Annotated in this window: 20 protein-coding genes; 12 read left to right on the top strand and 8 right to left on the bottom strand. The window is 68.2% G+C overall.

Translation table 11 applies throughout. The annotated features are described in order from the left end of the window. Positions 1-217 precede the first annotated feature (217 nt). Complete coding sequence (locus METUNV2_RS0100695; protein WP_018227594.1) at positions 218-1510, top strand: hemolysin family protein; 1293 nt, start codon at positions 218-220, stop codon at positions 1508-1510. Here the strand turns inward: METUNV2_RS0100695 and METUNV2_RS19300 are convergent. Continuing rightward, positions 1482-2042, bottom strand: coding sequence for a putative glycolipid-binding domain-containing protein (locus METUNV2_RS19300; protein ID WP_018227593.1), 561 nt, complete (start codon positions 2040-2042; stop codon positions 1482-1484). The genes METUNV2_RS0100695 and METUNV2_RS19300 overlap by 29 nt on opposite strands. Positions 2043-2105: 63 nt before the next feature. Between METUNV2_RS19300 and METUNV2_RS0100685 the strand changes: the two genes are divergently transcribed. From METUNV2_RS0100685 to METUNV2_RS0100670, 4 genes are all read left to right on the top strand, one after another. Then, positions 2106-3062, top strand: coding sequence for a LysR family transcriptional regulator (locus METUNV2_RS0100685; protein WP_018227592.1), 957 nt, complete (start codon positions 2106-2108; stop codon positions 3060-3062). Positions 3063-3198: 136 nt separating this feature from the next. Next, on the top strand, positions 3199-4401 hold the full coding sequence (locus METUNV2_RS0100680; RefSeq protein WP_026187752.1) for an NAD-dependent formate dehydrogenase: 1203 nt from the start codon (positions 3199-3201) through the stop codon (positions 4399-4401). Positions 4402-4407: 6 nt separating this feature from the next. Next, positions 4408-4884 (top strand): HPP family protein, encoded by a 477-nt coding sequence (locus METUNV2_RS0100675; protein WP_018227590.1) that lies wholly within the window; start codon positions 4408-4410, stop codon positions 4882-4884. Between the two features lie 54 nt (positions 4885-4938). Continuing rightward, on the top strand, positions 4939-6150 hold the full coding sequence (locus METUNV2_RS0100670; RefSeq protein WP_018227589.1) for a glycoside hydrolase family 2 TIM barrel-domain containing protein: 1212 nt from the start codon (positions 4939-4941) through the stop codon (positions 6148-6150). A gap of 45 nt (positions 6151-6195) precedes the next feature. On the opposite strand, the gene METUNV2_RS0100665 is transcribed toward METUNV2_RS0100670, so the two are convergent. After that, positions 6196-7290, bottom strand: a complete 1095-nt coding sequence (locus METUNV2_RS0100665) for a serine/threonine protein kinase (protein ID WP_018227588.1) — start codon at positions 7288-7290, stop codon at positions 6196-6198. Positions 7291-7353: 63 nt separating this feature from the next. On the opposite strand from METUNV2_RS0100665, the gene queE reads away from it, so the two are divergent. The 3 genes from queE to METUNV2_RS0100650 all read left to right on the top strand — a co-directional run bounded on the left by queE (position 7354) and on the right by METUNV2_RS0100650 (position 10505). Further along, positions 7354-7983 (top strand): 7-carboxy-7-deazaguanine synthase, encoded by a 630-nt coding sequence (gene queE, locus METUNV2_RS0100660; RefSeq protein ID WP_018227587.1) that lies wholly within the window; start codon positions 7354-7356, stop codon positions 7981-7983. Between the two features lie 74 nt (positions 7984-8057). Beyond that, complete coding sequence (locus METUNV2_RS0100655; protein ID WP_018227586.1) at positions 8058-8423, top strand: 6-pyruvoyl trahydropterin synthase family protein; 366 nt, start codon at positions 8058-8060, stop codon at positions 8421-8423. A gap of 27 nt (positions 8424-8450) precedes the next feature. Beyond that, positions 8451-10505 (top strand): transglycosylase domain-containing protein, encoded by a 2055-nt coding sequence (locus tag METUNV2_RS0100650; RefSeq protein ID WP_018227585.1) that lies wholly within the window; start codon positions 8451-8453, stop codon positions 10503-10505. On the opposite strand, the gene METUNV2_RS0100645 is transcribed toward METUNV2_RS0100650, so the two are convergent. Genes METUNV2_RS0100645 through METUNV2_RS0100625 form a run of 5 tightly spaced genes read right to left on the bottom strand, consistent with a single transcriptional unit; the run spans position 10450 to position 14202 of the window. Beyond that, on the bottom strand, positions 10450-11736 hold the full coding sequence (locus tag METUNV2_RS0100645) for a dihydroorotase (RefSeq protein ID WP_018227584.1): 1287 nt from the start codon (positions 11734-11736) through the stop codon (positions 10450-10452). The two genes, METUNV2_RS0100650 and METUNV2_RS0100645, sit on opposite strands and share 56 nt — an antisense overlap. Next, positions 11733-12701, bottom strand: coding sequence for an aspartate carbamoyltransferase catalytic subunit (locus METUNV2_RS0100640; protein WP_008063184.1), 969 nt, complete (start codon positions 12699-12701; stop codon positions 11733-11735). Before METUNV2_RS0100640 ends, METUNV2_RS0100645 begins: the two co-directional genes overlap by 4 nt. Positions 12702-12703: 2 nt before the next feature. Further along, positions 12704-13201, bottom strand: a complete 498-nt coding sequence (gene pyrR, locus METUNV2_RS0100635) for a bifunctional pyr operon transcriptional regulator/uracil phosphoribosyltransferase PyrR (RefSeq protein WP_018227583.1) — start codon at positions 13199-13201, stop codon at positions 12704-12706. Further along, the gene (ruvX, locus tag METUNV2_RS0100630) at positions 13188-13631 is read right to left on the bottom strand and encodes a Holliday junction resolvase RuvX (protein WP_026187749.1); all 444 of its coding nucleotides are present in this window, start codon (positions 13629-13631) and stop codon (positions 13188-13190) included. Before ruvX ends, pyrR begins: the two co-directional genes overlap by 14 nt. Continuing rightward, complete coding sequence (locus METUNV2_RS0100625) at positions 13624-14202, bottom strand: YqgE/AlgH family protein (RefSeq protein WP_018227581.1); 579 nt, start codon at positions 14200-14202, stop codon at positions 13624-13626. The genes ruvX and METUNV2_RS0100625 overlap by 8 nt, the downstream gene beginning before the upstream one ends. Positions 14203-14322: 120 nt before the next feature. Here METUNV2_RS0100625 and METUNV2_RS0100620 point away from each other — a divergent pair, with 120 nt between their 5' ends. Further along, positions 14323-15774, top strand: a complete 1452-nt coding sequence (locus METUNV2_RS0100620; RefSeq protein ID WP_018227580.1) for a cryptochrome/photolyase family protein — start codon at positions 14323-14325, stop codon at positions 15772-15774. On the opposite strand, the gene METUNV2_RS0100615 is transcribed toward METUNV2_RS0100620, so the two are convergent. Next, the gene (locus METUNV2_RS0100615) at positions 15775-16569 is read right to left on the bottom strand and encodes a BPSS1780 family membrane protein (RefSeq protein ID WP_018227579.1); all 795 of its coding nucleotides are present in this window, start codon (positions 16567-16569) and stop codon (positions 15775-15777) included. A 171-nt stretch (positions 16570-16740) separates the two neighbouring features. Here METUNV2_RS0100615 and METUNV2_RS0100610 point away from each other — a divergent pair, with 171 nt between their 5' ends. From METUNV2_RS0100610 to METUNV2_RS0100600, 3 genes are all read left to right on the top strand, one after another. Continuing rightward, positions 16741-17103 carry a hypothetical protein gene (locus METUNV2_RS0100610; RefSeq protein WP_018227578.1) on the top strand — a complete coding sequence of 121 codons (363 nt, stop codon included), beginning with the start codon at positions 16741-16743 and terminating at the stop codon, positions 17101-17103. A 46-nt stretch (positions 17104-17149) separates the two neighbouring features. After that, positions 17150-17659: an acyl-CoA thioesterase gene (locus METUNV2_RS0100605; protein WP_026187748.1), complete on the top strand. Its 510-nt coding sequence runs from the start codon at positions 17150-17152 to the stop codon at positions 17657-17659. 78 nt (positions 17660-17737) lie between these two features. Continuing rightward, positions 17738-18676: an MBL fold metallo-hydrolase gene (locus tag METUNV2_RS0100600; RefSeq protein ID WP_018227576.1), complete on the top strand. Its 939-nt coding sequence runs from the start codon at positions 17738-17740 to the stop codon at positions 18674-18676. The last annotated feature ends 45 nt before the right edge of the window (positions 18677-18721 follow it).

Raw genomic sequence — 18721 nt, 5'->3', positions numbered from 1 at the left:
CAGGTCGCCGAAACGAAGTCAGGGCGGGCAGGAAACCGGAATACAGCAGTGACAGTGTGCGAGACGGGCGGCCTGTTCACACGCCCCGGGCCTTCGCACCGGCCGATACTATGCACCTAAAGGCCGCATCCTGCCCGACTATCTGCACACGAACGGTGGTCGCCGGGGTCGCGGTAGACTGCTGCAACGTCCTGCAAGGCGCCCCGCGCACCCCATCATGAGCCTGACCCAGAGCGTGCTGCTGCTCGTGGCGCTGATCCTCACCAGCGCCTTCTTCTCGATCGCCGAAATCGCGCTCGCCGCCTCGCGCCGGCTGCGCCTGCGCCAGATGGCCGAGGACGGCGACGCACGGGCGGAGCAGGTGATGCGCATCCAGGAAAGCCCGGGGCACTACTTCACCGTGGTGCAGATCGGCGTGAACGCGGTGGCGGTGCTCGGCGGCATCGTCGGCGAAGGCGTGCTCAGCCCCTATGTGTCGGCGCTGCTGGAACGCTGGCTCTCGGCCGACACCGCCACCACCGCCGGTTTCCTGGTTTCTTTCGTGCTGGTCACCTCGCTGTTCATCCTGTTCGCCGACCTGATCCCGAAGCGGGTGAGCATGGCGGTGCCGGAAACGCTGGCGGTGCGGGTGGCCGCGCCCATGCTGTTCCTGAGCGCGCTGTTCCGGCCGGCCGTGTGGCTGTACGCGCGGCTGACCGACGGCCTGATGCAGCTGCTGCGCCTGCCACGGGTGCGCGAGGAAAAGGTGACTTCCGACGACATCCTGGCGCTGACCGAAGCCGGTGCGCAGAGCGGTGCGCTGGCGCGGCGCGAACAGCAGGTGATCGCGAACGTGTTCGAACTGGACAGCCGCACGGTGCCGAGCGCGATGACCCATCGCGAGCGCATCGCCTATTTCCTGCGCGACGATCCGGACGCGGTGATCCGCGCCCGCATCGCGGAAGAGCCCTATTCCACCTACCCGGTGTGCGACGGCGACATCGACCACGTGATCGGCTACGTCGACGCCAAGGACCTGTTCCAGCGCGTGCTGAAGAACCAGCCGATCACGCTCACCGACGACAGCCTGCTGCACAAGGCGCTCATCGTGCCGGACCGGCTCACACTGGCCGAAGTGCTGGACCAGTTCCGCCAGGTGGGCGAGGACTTCGCGGTCATCGTGAACGAATACAGCCTGGTGGTCGGCGTGGTGACGCTGAACGACGTGATGAGCACGGTGATGGGCGATCTGGTGTCGCCCTGGTACGAAGAACAGATCGTGCGCCGCGACGACCACTCCTGGCTGATCGACGGCATCACGCCGATCGGCGACGTGAAGCGGGTGCTCGGCATCGACGCGCTGCTGGCCGAGGACGAGTACGACACCCTGGCCGGCTTCCTGATGGTGATGCTGCGCCGGGTACCCCGCCGCACCGACAGCGTGGTGTGGGGCGGCTACCGCTTCGAGGTGATGGACGTCGACAGCTACCGCATCGACCAGGTCATGGCCACCCGGGTGCCGCAGGACTGAAAGCGGTGCGCCGCGGCAGCGCGGCATGCCTGATGTTACTGGCCGAATCGGCGCATGGTGGAACCTGTTCGAACACCGCACGTTCGGGCGTGGGCAGCGCCAGCGTGTCCTGCCGCAGCAGCACCTCGTCCGCGAAGGACAGCACCGCAACCTCGGACGACGCCGTACGCAGCCTCAGCGCTGCTCGCCGACGCAGTGCCAGCAAGCGCGCCGCCGGCGAGAATCCGAGATCGAAATCCACGCAGGCACGCACCGCCGGCTGTGAACGGTGGTTGAGCGTCCACGCCCCCTGAGCGTAGACCCGTACCGACAGATCGACCGGAATCCGCCCGCGGTAACCGGTCACGCGCGCCCGGCGCACGACCCACAGGGCGTCGGTGCCAACTTCGTAGCTGAGTTGCACCGGCTCGCCCGCCTGTTCAAACACCGCTGCGCCTTCGATGCGCCAGCCATCGTCCAGTCTGAACACCCGGCAGCTATCCAGTCCAATCTGGTCCACACGCCGCCAGAAGAGTATTTCGGTCAGTTCCATGAAGCCAGGCCGCACACGGACAACACCTGTCCTTCGTTATGTTTCAATAGATATAACGATACCATGCACCGCCTGCCGGAATACCGCAGGCGCACACCGACCGTGTTCATCCGCCAGCTCCAGTACCTCGTCACGCTCGCACGCGAGCGCCATTTCGGTCGTGCCGCCGACGCCTGCAACGTATCCCAGCCCACGCTGTCCGGCGCACTGCGCAGCATCGAACAGGAATTCGGCATGGTGATCGTGCTGCGCGGCCGCCGCTTCCAGGGCTTCACCCCGGAAGGCGAGCGCGTGCTGGCGTGGGCGCGTCGTGTTCTCGCAGACTGCGAAGGTCTGCGGCAGGAAGCACTGGGCAGCGAACGAAACCCGGCCGGCCTGTTGCGCATCGGCGCAATACCGACCACTCAGCCACTGCTGCCGCTGCTCACGGCCGAATGCATGCAGCGCTACGGCCAGTTGCGTCACGAAATACACACGCTTCCATCCAGCGTCATCCTGCGCGGCCTGAACGAGTTCGAGCTGGACATCGGCATGAGCTATCTGGAGGACGAGCGGCTGGCCTCCTTCGTGACGGTACCGCTGTTCCGCGAACGTTACGTGCTGGTCGCCCGCGATGACGCCATGTTCCACGGCCGGGCGTCGATCGACTGGGACGAAGCCGCCCGGTTGCCGCTGTGCCTGCTCACCCGCGAAATGCAGTGCCGACGCGGCATCGACGCCGCGTTCGCGCGTGCGGGTCACGACGTACAGCCCTGTGTCGAAACCGATTCCATGCTGGGGCTGTATGCACATGTGCGCTGCGCCGGCCTGTACGGCGTGGTCCCGCACAGCGTGCTGTGCCTGCTCGAAATGCGACAGGAAATCACGGCCATCCCGCTGCTTCCGGAACTCGGGCGCGACATCGGTCTGGTGCTGCCGATGCGCGAACCGCGGCCACCTCTGGTTGAAGCCGCGCTGACCGCCTTTCGTGCAATCGATCTGCAGCGCCGCGTCGATGCATTGCTGGCAGCGCCCGACTGATAGGAATAGCCGATCGACTCATCGGGACAAACGATTTGTCCGCCCCTCCGCCGCCGCCAATCATGGATGACGAACGCGGCAGATCGCCGCGCCACGCGCCAGCCGGCGCACAGCCATTCACAACGGAGGAGCAAACATGGCAAAAGTAGTCTGCGTGCTGTACGACGATCCGGTCGGCGGCTATCCGAAGAACTATGCGCGGGACGATCTGCCGCTGATCGAGCGCTACCCGGACGGCCAGACGCTGCCGACGCCGCGCGCGATCGACTTCAGGCCCGGCACACTGCTGGGCAGCGTGTCCGGCGAACTGGGCCTGCGCAAGTATCTCGAAGCCAATGGCCACCAGCTGGTCGTCACCTCCAGCAAGGACGGCGTCGACAGCGTGCTCGACCGCGAGCTGCACGACGCCGAGATCGTGATTTCGCAGCCCTTCTGGCCGGCCTATATGACGGCCGAACGCATCGCCAGAGCACCGAAGCTGAAGATGATCGTGACTGCCGGCATCGGCTCCGACCACACCGATCTGCAGGCGGCGATGGACCGCGGCATCACGGTGGCCGAAGTGACCTACTGCAACAGCAACAGCGTCGCCGAGCACGTCGCGATGATGATCCTGGCGCTGGTGCGCAACTACATCCCGTCGTACAGGCAGGTGCTGGATGGCGGCTGGAACATCGCCGACTGCGTGGCCCGCTCGTACGACCTCGAGGGCATGAATGTCGGCACTGTCGCGGCCGGTCGCATCGGCCTGCGCGTACTGCGCCTGCTCAAGCCCTTCGACGTGAAACTGCACTACATGGACCGCCACCGCCTGCCGGAGTCGGTGGAGAAGGAACTGAACCTGACCCACCACAGCTCGCTGGAAAGCCTCACCAGGGTGTGCGACGTGGTCACGCTGAACTGCCCGCTGCACCCCGAAACCGAACACATGATCAACCCGAAAACGCTGAAGAACTTCAAGCGCGGCGCCTATCTGATCAATACCGCCCGCGGCAAGCTGTGCGACCGCGATGCCATCGCCGCCGCGCTGGAAAGCGGCCAGCTCGCGGGCTACGCGGGTGACGTATGGTTCCCGCAGCCGGCACCGGCCGACCATCCGTGGCGCCGCATGCCGCACCACGGCATGACGCCGCACATTTCCGGCACCAGCCTGTCGGCACAGGCGCGCTATGCCGCCGGCACGCGCGAAATTCTCGAGAGCTATTTCGAGGGTCGCGCGATCCGCAACGAGTATCTGGTGGTGCAGGGCGGCAAGCTGGCTGGCGTCGGCGCGCATTCGTACAGCGCGGGCAATGCAACCGGCGGTTCGGAAGAAGCGGCCCGCTTCAGGCAGAAGTAAGCAGTCATGACCGCACCTTCCGCCCCGGCGGCCGGTGCGGCGCAGCGTCCCCAGACCAGCAGGATTGCACTCGCCGGCCTGGGGGCCTTCGTCGCACTCGCCACCACAGGATTGCTGGCAGAGGGCACCGGACAGGCCTGGATACTGGGGTCGTTCGGCGCGTCCTGCATCCTGCTGTTCGGCTTTCCGGACAGCCCTTTCTCGCAGCCTCGCAACGTGATCGGCGGCCACGTCCTCGCATCCTCCGTCGGCCTGATCTTCCTGCACACCTTCGGCCCCGGCTGGCTGCCGATGGCTGCCGCCGGCGCCTGCGCCGCCATGCTCATGATGCTTACCCGAACCGTGCATCCACCGGCCGGCAGCAATCCGGTCATCGTGTTTCTGCTGCAGCCGGGCTGGTCATTCCTGCTGCTTCCCACCGCCGCCGGCGCCGTGCTGCTCTGGCTTCTGGCCAGCACTTACTGGCGCTGCTTACGTCGTTGATTGCGCACTGCGGTCGCGTCGGGAACACCGTCTGCGGCACCCTCTCTGAGCAGCATGAGCCGACTTTATCTTCCGTCGCTGCGTGCGGCGCTTTGCGTACTCGTCCTGAGCTGTACAGCGACCGCCAGCCCTGCCGCCGATCCCGCCTGGCAGGGCGCAGCCTTCGAAGGCGACCGCACCGCGCTGCAGAAGCTGGCCGAAGCCGGCGCGCGCGTGGTGCGGGTGTATCGCGAAAGCGACGCCTGGGTACTGGATGCCGCGCACGCGCTGGGCATGAAGGTGGTGATGGGGCTGTGGCTGGGCCATCCGCGCCACGGCTTCGATTACGGCGACCCGGCCATGGTGGCGGCGCAGGACGCGCGCATCCGCGATTTCGTGCAGCGCCACCGCGACCATCCTGCGCTGCTGGCCTGGGGTGTGGGCAACGAGATCGAAACCGGCGTCGCCGATCCGAAGCCGCTGTGGCGTGAGGTCGACCGCGTGGCCGGCATCGTGAAGGCGCTCGATCCGCGCCACCCGACCATGATGGTGGTGGCCGACAACAGCGACGACGGGCTGCGCCCGCTGGCCGACTGCTGCCGCCAGATCGACCTGCTCGGACTCAACGTCTATGGCGGCGCGATCTTCGAACTGCCGGCGCGCCTGCAGCGGCTGGGCGTCACGAAACCGGTGGTGGTGACCGAACTCGGCCCGCTGGGTCAGTGGCAGGCCGGTCGCAAGCCCTGGGGCGCGCCGGTGGAACTGACCAGCACGCAGAAGGCGGATTTCTTCCGCGAGGCGCTGGCTTTCGTCGCCAGCCAGCCGCAGATCGTCGCCGCCTTCCCCTTCCTGTGGGGCGAGAAGCAGGAACAGACCGCGACCTGGCACAGCCTGCTGGTCGATGGCCGCGAAACCGCGATGACCGACGCGCTGGCCGCGGCCTGGGGCCGTCCGGAAACCACCGCCGCGCCACGCATTCTCGGCATCGGCATCGCGGCAGACGAATTCGCGCCCGGTGCGGACATTTCGGCCGGCGTCGATGCACGCGCCTTCGACGGTTCGCCGCTCACGACCGAATGGACAGTGCAGGCCGAAGCGAGCGATCTGCGCGCAGGTGGCGATGCGGAAACCGTGCCGCCACGCATCGACGTGCGGGTACTGCAGGCCGACGCGCGCAGCGTGCGCTTCGTCGCGCCGGCGAGCACAGGGGCTTACCGGCTGTTCATCACGCTGACCGACCGCGCGGGCAGGGTGGCGACCGCCAACCTGCCGTTCCGGGTGCGCTGACGCGACCCGGCATGTGCCAGGCAAACGCCGCGCGGCGCACCGGCGTCAGCCCATGCCGGGCATGCGCCACAGCGGCGCTTCGTCCATCACCGCGATCTGTTCGCGCAGTTCGAGCACCCGTGCTTCCCAGTAGCGCGGCGTGTCGAACCAGGGAAAGGCGGCCGGGAAAGCAGGGTCCTGCCAGCGGCGGGCGATCCAGCCGCTGTGGTGGATGAGCCGCAGCGTGCGCAGCGCCTCGACCAGATGCAGCTCGCGCAGGTCGAATTCGCAGAACTCCTCGTAGCCGGCCAGCACGTCGCCGAGCTGGCGCACGCGCTCGTCGCGCTCGCCGGACAGCAGCATCCACAGATCCTGGATCGCCGGCGCCATGCGGCTGTCGTCGAAATCGACGAAGTGCGGCCCCTGGCCCTCGACCCACAGCATGTTGCCGACGTGGCAGTCGCCGTGCGTGCGGATGCGCGCCACGTCGCCGGCCCGCTCGAAGGCGGCACGCACGCCATCCAACGCCTGCGCGACCACGCCGCGATACACCTTTTCCAGCTCCGGCGGCACGAAGCCGTGGTCGAGCACATAGGCAGCCGGCTCGTCGCCGAAGCTGGCGATGTCCAGCGCCGGTCGGTGCGCATAGGGCTGCACCGCGCCCACCGCGTGGATGCGCCCCATGAAGCGGCCTATCCATTCCAGCGTGTCGCTGCGGTCGAGTTCCGGCGCCCGGCCGCCGCGCCGCGGGAACACCGCGAAGCGGTGGCCGGCGTGGTGGGCCAGCGTATCGCCGGACGGCAGACGCAGCGGCGGCACCACCGGAATCTCGCGTTCGGCCAGTTCCAGGCTGAACGCGTGCTCCTCCAGGATGGCCTCGTCGCTCCAGCGCGCCGGGCGGTAGAACTTGGCGATCACCGGCGCGCCTTCGTCCAGCCCCACCTGATACACCCGGTTCTCGAAACTGTTCAGCGCCAGCAGCCGGCCGTCGACCGGAAAACCAGCCGCTTCGAGCGCGTCGAGCACGGTGTCCGGATTGAGATCGGCGTAGGGCTGCGATGAGGACTGTAATGAGGGCTGCAATGCGGCCTGAGCCGCGCGCTGCGCTGCGGCCGGCAGCGGCGGCTGGGGTGGATCCGGCAGGTCGGTGTCGTCGGTCATCAGGTGGAAAAATCCAATAAACGCGATACCCTAGCGTGTTTTGCGCAGGTTCTGGCATCGGTCGTGGCATATCAGGTCAAGGAAATCTTCTACACGCTGCAGGGCGAGGGCCTGAACGCCGGCCGCGCCGCCGTGTTCTGCCGCTTCGCCGGCTGCAATCTGTGGAGCGGCCGCGAACAGGACAGGGCGAGCGCGCAGTGCCGCTTCTGCGACACCGATTTCGTCGGCACCGACGGCACGCTGGGCGGCCGCTACGAAGCCGAAGCACTGGCCGACACCGTCGCCGCGAGCTGGGCGGGTGAAGGGGGCGCACGCTTCGTGGTGCTCACCGGCGGCGAACCGCTGCTGCAGGTCGATGCGCCGCTGATCGACGCGCTGCACGCGCGCGGCTTCGAAATCGCGGTGGAAACCAATGGCACGCTGGCCGCACCGGTCGGGCTGGACTGGGTGTGCGTGAGCCCCAAGGCCGGCAATCCGGTGGTGCAGACCCGCGGTCAGGAACTGAAGGTGGTGGTGCCGCAGCCCGGCCTCGACCTCGCGGCGATGGAAGCCTGGGATTTCGAGCACTTCCTGGTGCAGCCGATGGACAATGCGGCTTCGGCGGACAACACCCGCTGGGCCATCGAATGGTGCATGCAGCACCCGCGCTGGCGGCTGAGCTTCCAGACGCACAAGGCGGTCGGCATACGCTGAGCGCTGCAGACCCGGAACCGCCCGCACTGCATGGCGCGACGGTTTCCTTTTGAAGTATCGATGGACGTAACGAGATGGTTGTTGAACTGAGCCAGCGCTTCTTCTTCGAAGCCGCCCACACCCTGCACCGCAAGGTGGAGACCGAATCCAGCCTGCGCATCCACGGGCACACCTATCACGCCGAAGTGAGCCTGCGCGGCGAACCGGACCCGGACAGCGGCATGCTGATGGATCTGGCGGTGTTTCGCGCCGCGCTGGCCGAGGTCAGGGCCAGGCTGGACCACCGCTTCCTGGACGAGGTCGAAGGCATCGGCCCGGCCACGCTGGAAAACCTGTGCCACTACCTGTGGCGCCAGCTGGCACCGCAGCTGCCGCAGCTCGCGCGGGTGACCGTCGAGCGCCAGGCTTCGGGCGACAAATGCACGCTCAGTGCATGCTGAACTGACACCGCGGCCGCCCACCGCACGATGAGCGCCCCTCTGCGGCGGACCTGTGCTGCCGCCACCTGTGCGCTGCTGGCGCTGGCCGCCCCGGCCGCCTTCGCGCTCGCCCCCGATTTCGCCGCCGTGCGCGACGGCTGGCGCTCTTCCGAAGCCCGGCTGCTCGACCGCTACGGCCAGCCTCTGGCCGAAATCCGCGTGGATTTCAGCGAGCGGCGGCTGGACTGGGTATCCGCCCGCACGCTGTCGCCGCCGCTGATCCGCGCGCTGCTGGTGGCCGAGGACAAGCGCTTTCTCGAACATTCGGGCGTGGACTGGACCGCGCTGGCCGGCGCCACCTGGGACAACATCTGGCGCACACTGGAAGGCCGTCGCCCGCGTGGCGCCTCCACGCTCACCATGCAGCTGGCCGGCCTGATCGATCCGGCGCTGCGCTTGCAGGGCAGCCGTCGCAGCGTCGGCCAGAAATGGGACCAGGCGGCCGCCGCGCGTGAGATCGAACGTCGCTGGAACAAGGCGGAAATCCTCGAAGCCTATTTCAACCTCGCGCCTTTCCGCGGCGAACTGCGCGGCATTTCCGCCGCCAGCCGCGGCCTGTTCGGCAAGGACCCGGACGCGGTGGAACTGCGCGAAGCGCTGCTGCTGGCCGCGCTGCTGCGCGGCCCGAATGCCGGCGCCGACCGGGTCGGCCAGCGCGCCTGCGCAGTGGCGCTCAAGCTCAAGCCGGCGCCGGCCTGCAGCGAACTGAAGGCGCTGGCCGAACAGGTGCTGACGCGTCGCTACCGGCTGGACCCGCGCTGGAACGAAGCGCCGGCGCTGGCCCGCAGGCTGCTGCGCGAAGCCGGCGAACAGCGCGCCACCACGCTGGACGCGCGGCTGCAGCGGCGCGCGCTGGACACGCTGGGCCGCGAGCGCGGCGACGTGTCGGTACTGGTGATGGACAACGCGAGCGGCGAAGTGCTGGTGTGGGCCGGCGGGCCGGACGAGGTCGACGCCGCATGGCGCCGGCTGCCGGCGGGCAGCGTGACCCAGCCTTTCCTGTACGGGCTGGCGCTGGACCAGCGCTGGATCAGTGCCGCCTCGGTGTTCGACGACAGCCCGACCCATGTCGCACTGCCGCTTCCGCCCGGCGTGCCCTACGGCAACCATCCGCTGAGCACCCGCGCCGCGCTGGCGCAGGCGGCGGACATTCCGGCGCTGCGGGTGCGCGCGCTGGTCGGCGACGACCCGCTGATCGCACTGCTGCGCGCACACGGGCTGGACGCGTCCGCCAGCAACGGCACCCGTGCCAGCCTGCCGGACATGGCCAATGCCTTCCGCACGCTGGCCAATGACGGCGTATGGACGCCCTGGGCGGTCGAAGCCGCGCAATGGCGCGGCGCCGACCGCAGCGGCAAGCGGCTGTGGGCGCCACCAGTGGCCTGGCTGACCGGCGATCTGCTGTCCTCGCGCACCGCGCCGGACGGTCGTTCGTGGCAGGCGGTCATGCACGGTCGCAGTGCCGACCGCAGCACCTTCTGGTCGGTGGGCTGGACCCGCCGTCACACGGTCGCGCTGCGCGCGGCACGACCGGTCGCCGGTCTGTGGAATCAGGTCACGCATGCGCTCGACCCGATGCCGGGCGACGCGCCTCCGCCACCCGCCGGGCTGGAGCCGCAGCACCTGCGTTTCGAACCGGAGATCGAAACCGACCGCGAAGAATATTTCCTGCCGGGCACCCAGCAGGCTTTCGCCGACGCCACGGTACGCGACCTGTTCGGCCGGCCGCGCATCGTGCAGCCGACTTCAGGCGTGAAGCTGGCAAGCGCCGGCCTGCCTGGCGGACGGCAGGCCCTGGTGTTCGAGGCCCGCCCGCCGGTGCCCGGACTGGTGTGGCAGATCGGCGATGAAAAGCTGCCGGCGGTCGAAGGGCGCGCGCTGTGGAGCCCGCGCCCTGGCCATTACCGCCTCGCCCTGACCGACAGTCAGGGCCTGCAGCTGGAAGCGATGGAATTCGAGGTGCGGCTGGATGCCGCCCCGGAAAACCTCAGTGGCGCGCCGGCGCCTCGTACACCACCTGGCCCGACACCAGCGTCGCGCTGACCCGGCCCAGCAGTTCGCGGCCGAGATAGGGTGTGTTCTTGCCCTGGCTGCGCAGCGTTTCGCGGCTGATGCGCACCGGTGCGTCGGCATCGAAGATGCACACGTCAGCCGCGCCGCCGACCCGCAGATGGCCGGCATTCAGGCCGAGCACGCGCGCCGCGTCCGACGTGATGCGCGCCAGCGCGAGCTTGAGCGGCAGATGCATTTCGCGCGCCCAGGCCAGCGTCAGCGGCAGCAGCAGTTCAAGCCCGGTGGTGCCCGGTTCGGCTTCGGCGAACGGCACCTGCTTGGCATCGTCATCGACCGGCGTATGGTCGGAACACAGCGCGTCGATGCGGCCGTCGGCCAGCGCGGCGCGCAGCGCCTCGCGGTCGAACTGCGCGCGCAGCGGCGGCACGGTGCGGCACTGCGGGTCGAAGTAGCCGATGTCGACATCGCACAGGTGCAGCGCGTGAATGGCCACGTCACAGCTCACCTGCATGCCGTCGAGTCGTGCCTGGTCTATCAGCATCAGGCCGGCGCGGCTGGAAATGCGAGCCAGGTGCAGGCGGCAGCCGGTGGCGCGCGCAAGCTGCAGCATGCGGCCTATGGCCAGCGTTTCGGCCAGCACCGGAATGCCGGTCAGACCCAGCCGCGCGGCGATTTCGCCCTCGTGCGCCACGCCGCCGGCGGCCAGATGCAGGTCGGTCGGCTGCAGCCACACGGTATAGCCGAAGGTGGCCGCGTACTGCATGGCGCGGAACAACACCTGGGTGTCGGGCACCGGTTCGTTGGCCTGCGAGAAGGCGATGCAGCCGGCATCGGTCAGTTCGCCCATTTCGGTCAGCCGCTCGCCCTTCAGGCCGACGGTGAGCGCACCGTGCGGATACACGTGCGCAAGATTGAGCATGCGGGCACGGTGCTTCAGCATTTCGACCAGGCCCGGTTCGTCCAGCACCGGGTCGGTGTCCGGCGGGCAGGCCAGACTGGTGACGCCGCCGGCAACCGCAGCCGCCATTTCCGATTCCAGCGTTGCGCGGTATTCAAGACCGGGCTCGCGCAGCCGCGCGCACAGGTCGATCAGACCCGGCACCACGATGTGGCCCGCGGCATCGACCACCCGATTGGCATGGAAGCCGTCCGGCGCCGCGCCCAGCGCCACCACCTTGCCGGCGGCGATGAACACGTCGGTCTGTGCGTCGATGTCCTGCGCCGGATCAATCAGCCGGCCGCCCTTGATGTGGATCTTCATGCGTTTCCTCCGCCCAGCATGGCCATCACTGCCATGCGCACCGCGATGCCGAAGGTGACCTGCGGCAGGATGACCGCCTGCCGGCCATCAGCCACCGCGGAATCGATCTCGACGCCGCGGTTCATCGGTCCCGGGTGCAGCACGATGGCATCGGGCTTGGCCAGTGCGAGCTTCTCTTCGGTCAGGCCGAAGAACTTGAAATATTCCTGTGCGCTGGGCAGCAGCGAGCCCTGCATGCGCTCGTTCTGCAATCGCAGCATCATCACCACGTCGACGCCGCGCAGACCTTCGCGCATGTCGTGGAACACGCGGCAGCCGAGGCGTTCGATGTCCTGCGGCAGCAGGGTTTTCGGTGCGACCGCGCGCAGGTCGGGCACGCCCAGCGTGGACAGCGCGTGGATCTGGCTGCGCGCCACCCGCGAATGCAGGATGTCGCCGACCACCGCCACCGACAGCTGCGTGAAGTCGCGCTTGTAGTGGCGGATGGTGTACATGTCGAGCAGGCCCTGGGTCGGGTGCGCGTGGCGCCCGTCGCCGGCATTGACCACGTGGATGTGGTCGCGCCCGGTCGCTTCCAGGTGCTGGGCGATCAGGTAGGGCGCGCCGCTGGAGGCGTGGCGCACGACGAACATGTCGGCCTGCATGGCCGCCAGGTTATCCACCGTGTCGAGCAGGGTTTCGCCCTTGTTGGTCGAGCTGGTCGCGATGTTCAGGTTGATCACGTCCGCCGACAGCCGCTTGGCGGCGATCTCGAAGGTGGTGCGGGTGCGCGTGCTGTTCTCGAAGAACAGGTTGAACACGCTTTTGCCACGCAGCAGCGGCACCTTCTTCACCTCGCGCTCGGCCACGTCGGCAAAGGGCTCGGCCGTGTCGAGGATGCGGGTGATCACGTCACGCGGCAGGCCTTCGGTGGTGAGCAGGTGCTGCAGCTCGCCGTGCTTGTTCAGTTGCGGGTTGCGGGCCATGTTCACTCCTGATCCTGTACCAGGCGCAGCGCGAGACGGCCATCGTCCTGCACCAGCTTGACCCGGCTGCCTGCCGGCGGCTCGTAGCGGGCTGCGCACCAGGTCGGCGCCACCGGCAGCTGACGGCCGCCGCGGTCCACCAGCACCGCCAGTTCGACCCGCGCCGGACGACCGTAGTCGAACAGTTCGTTCAGCGCGGCGCGCACCGTGCGGCCGGTATGCAGCACGTCGTCGACCAGCACCAGCGGCCGGCCTTCGATATCGAAGGGCAGGCTGGAACGGCGCGCGTCGCGCGACAGCCCGCGCTGGGCATAGTCGTCGCGGTAGAAGCTCACGTCGAGCGCGCCCGGCGGCTGGGCCAGGCCCAGCAGCGCGTGCAGGCGCTGCGCGACCCACACACCGCCGGTGTGCAGGCCGACCAGCGCGGTGTCCGGCGTCATCTGAGGCCGCATCTGCGCCGCCAGATCCGCCAGCAGAAGTTCTGCGTCAGGCAGTGACATCAAAATAGTCCTTCAGGATGAGCTGGGCCGCGTGTGCGTCCAGCTGTTTCTTGCGTTCGCGCCAGTCCTTCTGGCCGCCGTCGCGCAGCTGCGCGTCGGCTTCGGCCGAAGTGAAGCGCTCGTCCTGCAGCGCCACCGGCAGCCGGTAACGGCCTTCGAGCTGGCGCGCGAAGCGCTGCGCGCGCACGGTCATGTCATGCGGCTCGCCGTCCGGCGACAGCGGCAGACCGACCACCAGCGCGACCGGCTTCCATTCGTCGAGCAGGCGGCCGATGCCGGACCAGCGCGCGTCGTTGGTTTCGGCATCCAGCGTGGTGAGCGCGGAGGCGCTGCGCATCTCGCACTCGCCGACCGCGACGCCGATGCGCTTTTCGCCGAAATCGAATGCGAGCACGGTACCGCGCGCGGGCAGCGCGGCCGGATCAGGCATGTCCGGCCACATCGGACAGCGACGCGTAATCGACGCCGAGCAGCTGCATGGCGGCAATCAGGCGCTCTTCCGGCGGCAGGCTGAAAATGATCTGCGGGTCGGCACGCACGGTGAGCCAGGCGTTCTGCGCCAGTTCCCACTCGATCTGGCCGGCCTGCCAGCCGGCGTAACCGAGCGTGACCAGCACTTCTTCCGGCTCGTTCTCGCCACCCAGCGACTGCAGTACGTCGCGCGACGAGGTGAGCGCAAGACCGTTGCCGATGTCGATGCTGGACTGGAAGCTGCCGACCGGGCGATGCAGCACGAAGCCGCGGTCGGTCTGCACCGGACCGCCGAAATACACCGGCTGGCCCTGGAAGCGCGAGGACTCGAGAGTCATGTCGATGCGCTCGAACAGGTCGTCGAGCGACATGTCGATCGGCCGGTTCACGATGACGCCGAGCGCGCCCTGATCGTTGTGCTCGCACACCAGCGTGAGCGTGCGTGCGAAATTCTTGTCGGCCATGGCGGGCATGGCGATCAGGAAATGGCCGGTCAGATTGACCGTGGGCGTCATGGCGTGTGCGGACATGGGATGATTTTATCCGTGTTGGGCGCCGGCCGCGAACCGGCACGAAACTGAAGCGGCTGCGCGCACTCGATGCGCCACCCGATGAACGCCCTCCGACCCCTTTTTTGACGGACTGCCCGCATGGCTGACAACGCCGCCCCCCGACTGGTCTGGTTCCGCCGCGACCTGCGCATCGACGACCACGCCGCCCTGTATCACGCGCTGCGCGCCGGCGGGCCGGTGTGGTGCGTATTCGTGTTCGACACCGACATCCTGGACGAACTGCTGGCCGAAGGGCTGCAGGCCGACCGCCGGGTCGAATTCATCCACGCATCGGTGACCGAGCTGGACGCTGCACTGCGCGCGCTGGGCGGCGGTCTCATCGTGCGCCATGGCCGCACCCGCGACCTCATTCCGCAGCTGGCACGCGAACTGGGCGTGGCGGCGGTGCTGGCCAACCGGGACTACGAGCCGGCGGCCTTCGCCCGCGACCGCGCGGTGCATGACGCACTGGCGGAGCACGGCATCGGCTTCGAAACCTTCAAGGATCAGGTCATTTTCGAGTGCGACGAGGTGCTCACCCAGGGCGGCAAGCCGTTTTCGGTGTTCACGCCGTACAAGAACGCCTGGCTGAAAAAGCTCACCCCCTTCCATCTGAAGGCCTATCCGGTACGCACCTACGCCGCCGCGCTGGCCGCGCCGCCGGCCGGCGCAATGCCGTCGCTGGCTGACATGGGCTTCACGGCCACCAATCTGGCGACGCTGAAGCTGCCCGCCGGCATGAGCGGCGCCGACGCGCTGTTCGACGGCTTCTGCGACCGCATCGACCGCTACAAGGTGCTGCGCGACTTTCCGGCCGCCAAGGGACCGAGCTATCTGTCGGTGCATCTGCGTTTCGGCACGGTATCGATACGCCGGCTGGCGCGCGAAGCGCACGCGCGCGGCGGCGCCGGCGCGGAAACCTGGCTGTCGGAACTGATCTGGCGCGATTTCTACTTCCAGATCCTGTGGCACAACCCGCATGTGCTGAGCGGCAGCTTCCGGCCGGAGTACGACGCGGTGCGCTGGGTAGACGACGAGGCGAAGTTCCGCGCCTGGTGCGAAGGCCGCACCGGCTACCCGCTGGTGGATGCCGCCCAGCGCCAGCTCGCGCAGACCGGCTACATGCACAACCGGCTGCGCATGGTGAGCGCCTCTTTCCTGACCAAGGATCTGGGCATCCACTGGCGGCGCGGCGAACACTGGTTCGCCCGCCAGCTGAACGATTTCGACCTGGCGGCCAACAACGGTGGCTGGCAGTGGGCCGCGTCGACCGGCTGCGACGCCCAACCGTGGTTCCGCATCTTCAATCCGGTCACGCAGTCGGAAAAGTTCGACGCCGACGGTCAGTTCATCCGCCGCTACTGCCCGGAACTGGCGAAATTCGACAAGAAACGCATCCACGCGCCCTGGCTGGCCACGCCGCTGGAACAGAAGATGGCCGGCTGCGTGATCGGCAGCGACTACCCGGCGCCCATCGTGGACCACGCAGCGGCGCGCGAAGCGACGCTGGCGCGCTTCAAGGTGGTGAAGGGCGCCGCGGAAGAAGGCTGATCAGGACGGGCTGAACACGTCGCGGTAGCTGGCGTACATCGCGCCGAAAGTGACCGGCAGCAGCACCAGCCAGCCCAGCATGGCCGGCACCGAAGCCAGCACCACCAGCACCACGTAGAGCAGCGAAAACACGACGAAGGCGGGCGCATTGCGCAGGCTGGCGAAGAAGCTCAGCTTCATCGCGTCCAGCGCCTTCATGTCGTGGAACACCACCAGCGCCGGCGCGAACCATACCGCCATCAGCACCGGCGCCATCAGCATGATGGCGACGATGAACATGGCCGGAATCGCCGCCATCAGCATGGCCAGCCCAGCCACCGCTGCCAGCCCGGCCAGACCTGCGCCGATGGCCGACAGCAGCACCACCAGCATGCCGATGGCCAGCGAAGCAAGCAGGTAGAGACCGCCCAGCAGCAGCAGCGGATTGATCTGCTCGCCGAAACCGGCCCACAGATGATGCACGCCGAACGGTTCGCCACGCGACAGCGCCCGGCAGCCGGTCATGAGACCACCCACCGTCACCATCGCGAGCAGCGTGGCGGCGATCATGCCGAACAGCGGCACCAGATTCAGCACCACCACTGCGGTCACCCACAGCAGCGTGATCACCACCCACACGCCGGGCGCGGCGGTGAAGGCCTGCCAGCCCTGGCGCAGCCATTCCAGGCCCTGGCCGGCATCTACCGTGCGGGAGTCGGGTTCGCCGGCGACCGGCCGGACGCCGGACTCGTCGGCAGGCGCCGGGCGCGCGGTGTCCGGGGCGGATTCGAAAGGATTGCGGTCATCAGGATTCATGGGCGCATCATTCCACAAGCCGGCGCATCCATCACGGGGGCGGCGCAGGCTGTGGCGCGCAATCCACACTCCGTGCCAGCGATCGCGGCCGTGTCGGGCTGCGCAGGGCCGGCACCGCCTTTGGCACTACACTTGAATCATCCAGTCGTGCCACCGGACCGGGAGGTCGCCATGAACATCCACAGCCTGCTCGCAGCCACACTGCTGACCGTTTCACCGCTGATTTCCGCCGCCGGCGGCAGCGGCCATGTGCCGGTCACCCCGCTCGGGCCGGAGGGCTACGGACAGGGCATGACCGGCGCCAGCCCGGGCGGCATGATAGGGCAGCACCCGCGCGAGCTGATCCGGCCGAACGCGCGCAGCCGCACCACGGACATCTACCCGACCGTGCGCGGCACCCAGATCCGGGACTACTCGAAACCGGGCGTACGCATCGAAGAGGATGCAAACGGCACCCGCGTCTATCAGATGCGGCCGTACAGCAACGTCCGCGACTACGACCAGCCGGGCTTGCGCATCGAACGGCGCGAGTGACGGCACCGGGTTGCGGGCACCGATCGACATCCACGCTCTGAACGCGATGAACGAACTGCCCAAACACCAGCTCACCATGACGGTGCTGATGACGCCCGACATGGCCAACTTTTCCGGCAACGTGCATGGCGGCGCCCTGCTCAAGCTGCTCGACCAGGTCGCCTATGCCTGTGCCGCGCGCTATGCGCAGTCCTATGTGGTCACGCTGTCGGTGGACCAGGTCATCTTCCGCTGCCCCATCCATGTCGGCGAACTGGTCACCTTCTTCGCCTCGGTCAACTTCACCGGCACCAGTTCGATGGAAGTGGGCGTCAAGGTGGTGACCGAGAACATCCGCGAACACACCACCCGCCACACCAACACCTGCTACCTCACCATGGTGGCGATGGACGAGGACCGCCGGCCGCACCCGGTGCCGCCGCTCATCCCGCATTCGCCCGACGAACAGCGCCGTCATACCGCGGCCCAGGTCCGGCGCCAGCTGCGCAAGGAATTCGACGCCCGCTTCCAGGAACTGATGGAAGAGGAACAGGCCAAGGCCGGCCGCGGCTCCTGAGACGACGGCACAGCGGACCGACGAAGCCGGCCGGACAGTGATTCATACTGTCCACCGGTTTTCACCGGAGTCCGCTGCATGATCGATTACGACCACGACATTTCGGCCATCGACGCCGACCTGATCCGCCACGGCATGGCGTCCATCCATCTCGTCCGCGCCGGTGAGCAGGCGGCGCTGGTCGATTGCGGCACCGGCCACTCGCTGCCCAGGGTGCAGGCCGCGCTGGCGCAGAAAGGCATCGCGCCCGCGGCGCTGCGCTACATCATCCTGACCCACGTGCATCTGGACCACGCCAGCGGCGCTGGCGCCATGATGCGCGCCTTCCCGAACGCGCAGCTGGTGGTGCATCCGCGCGGCGCGCGCCACATGATCGACCCGTCGAAACTGATCGCCGGCGCCACCGCGGTCTATGGCGAACAGGCGATGGCCGACATGTACGGCGACATCCTGCCGGTGGACGCCGCGCGGGTGATCGAAACGCATGACGGTTTCGTGCTCGACTTCAACGGCCGGCCGCTGGAATTCATCGACACCCCGGGCCACGCCCGCCACCACCACTGCATCTGGGACGCCCGCTCGCAAGGCTGGTTCACCGGCGACACCTTCGGCCTGGCCTACCCCGAATGCACGGTCGATGGCCGCGCCTTCATCTTCCCGACCAGTTCGCCGGTGCAGTTCGAACCGGCAGCCATGCAGGCCTCGGTCGAACGCATGCTGGCGCGCGATCCGCAGGCGATGTACCTGACCCACTACGGCAAGGTGACCGGTGTGCCCGCGCTGGGTCGCGCGCTGCTGGCGCGCATCGCGGCCCACGTGGCGATCGCGAAGGCCTGTGCCGGCGCAGGCGAAGGCCGCAAGCAGGCGCTGCTGGACGGTCTGGAAAAGCTGCTGCTCGACGAACTGCGCGCGCACGGCAGCACGCTCAGCCGCGATCAGGCGATGGCGGTGTGGGGACTGGACATCGAATTGAATGCCCAGGGGCTGGAGGTGTGGCTGGACAGCGCGGCGGCGTAGGCCCGACACAGGCCGCAGGGCCGGTCATGGATGGCCCCACCGCCG

It is taken from the genome of Methyloversatilis universalis EHg5, assembly GCF_000378945.1.
In the GTDB taxonomy this organism is placed as follows: Bacteria; Pseudomonadota; Gammaproteobacteria; order Burkholderiales; family Rhodocyclaceae; genus Methyloversatilis; species Methyloversatilis universalis_A.
Note: the sequence above shows the minus strand (reverse complement) of the source record. Positions and strands in the feature narration are given on the sequence as shown.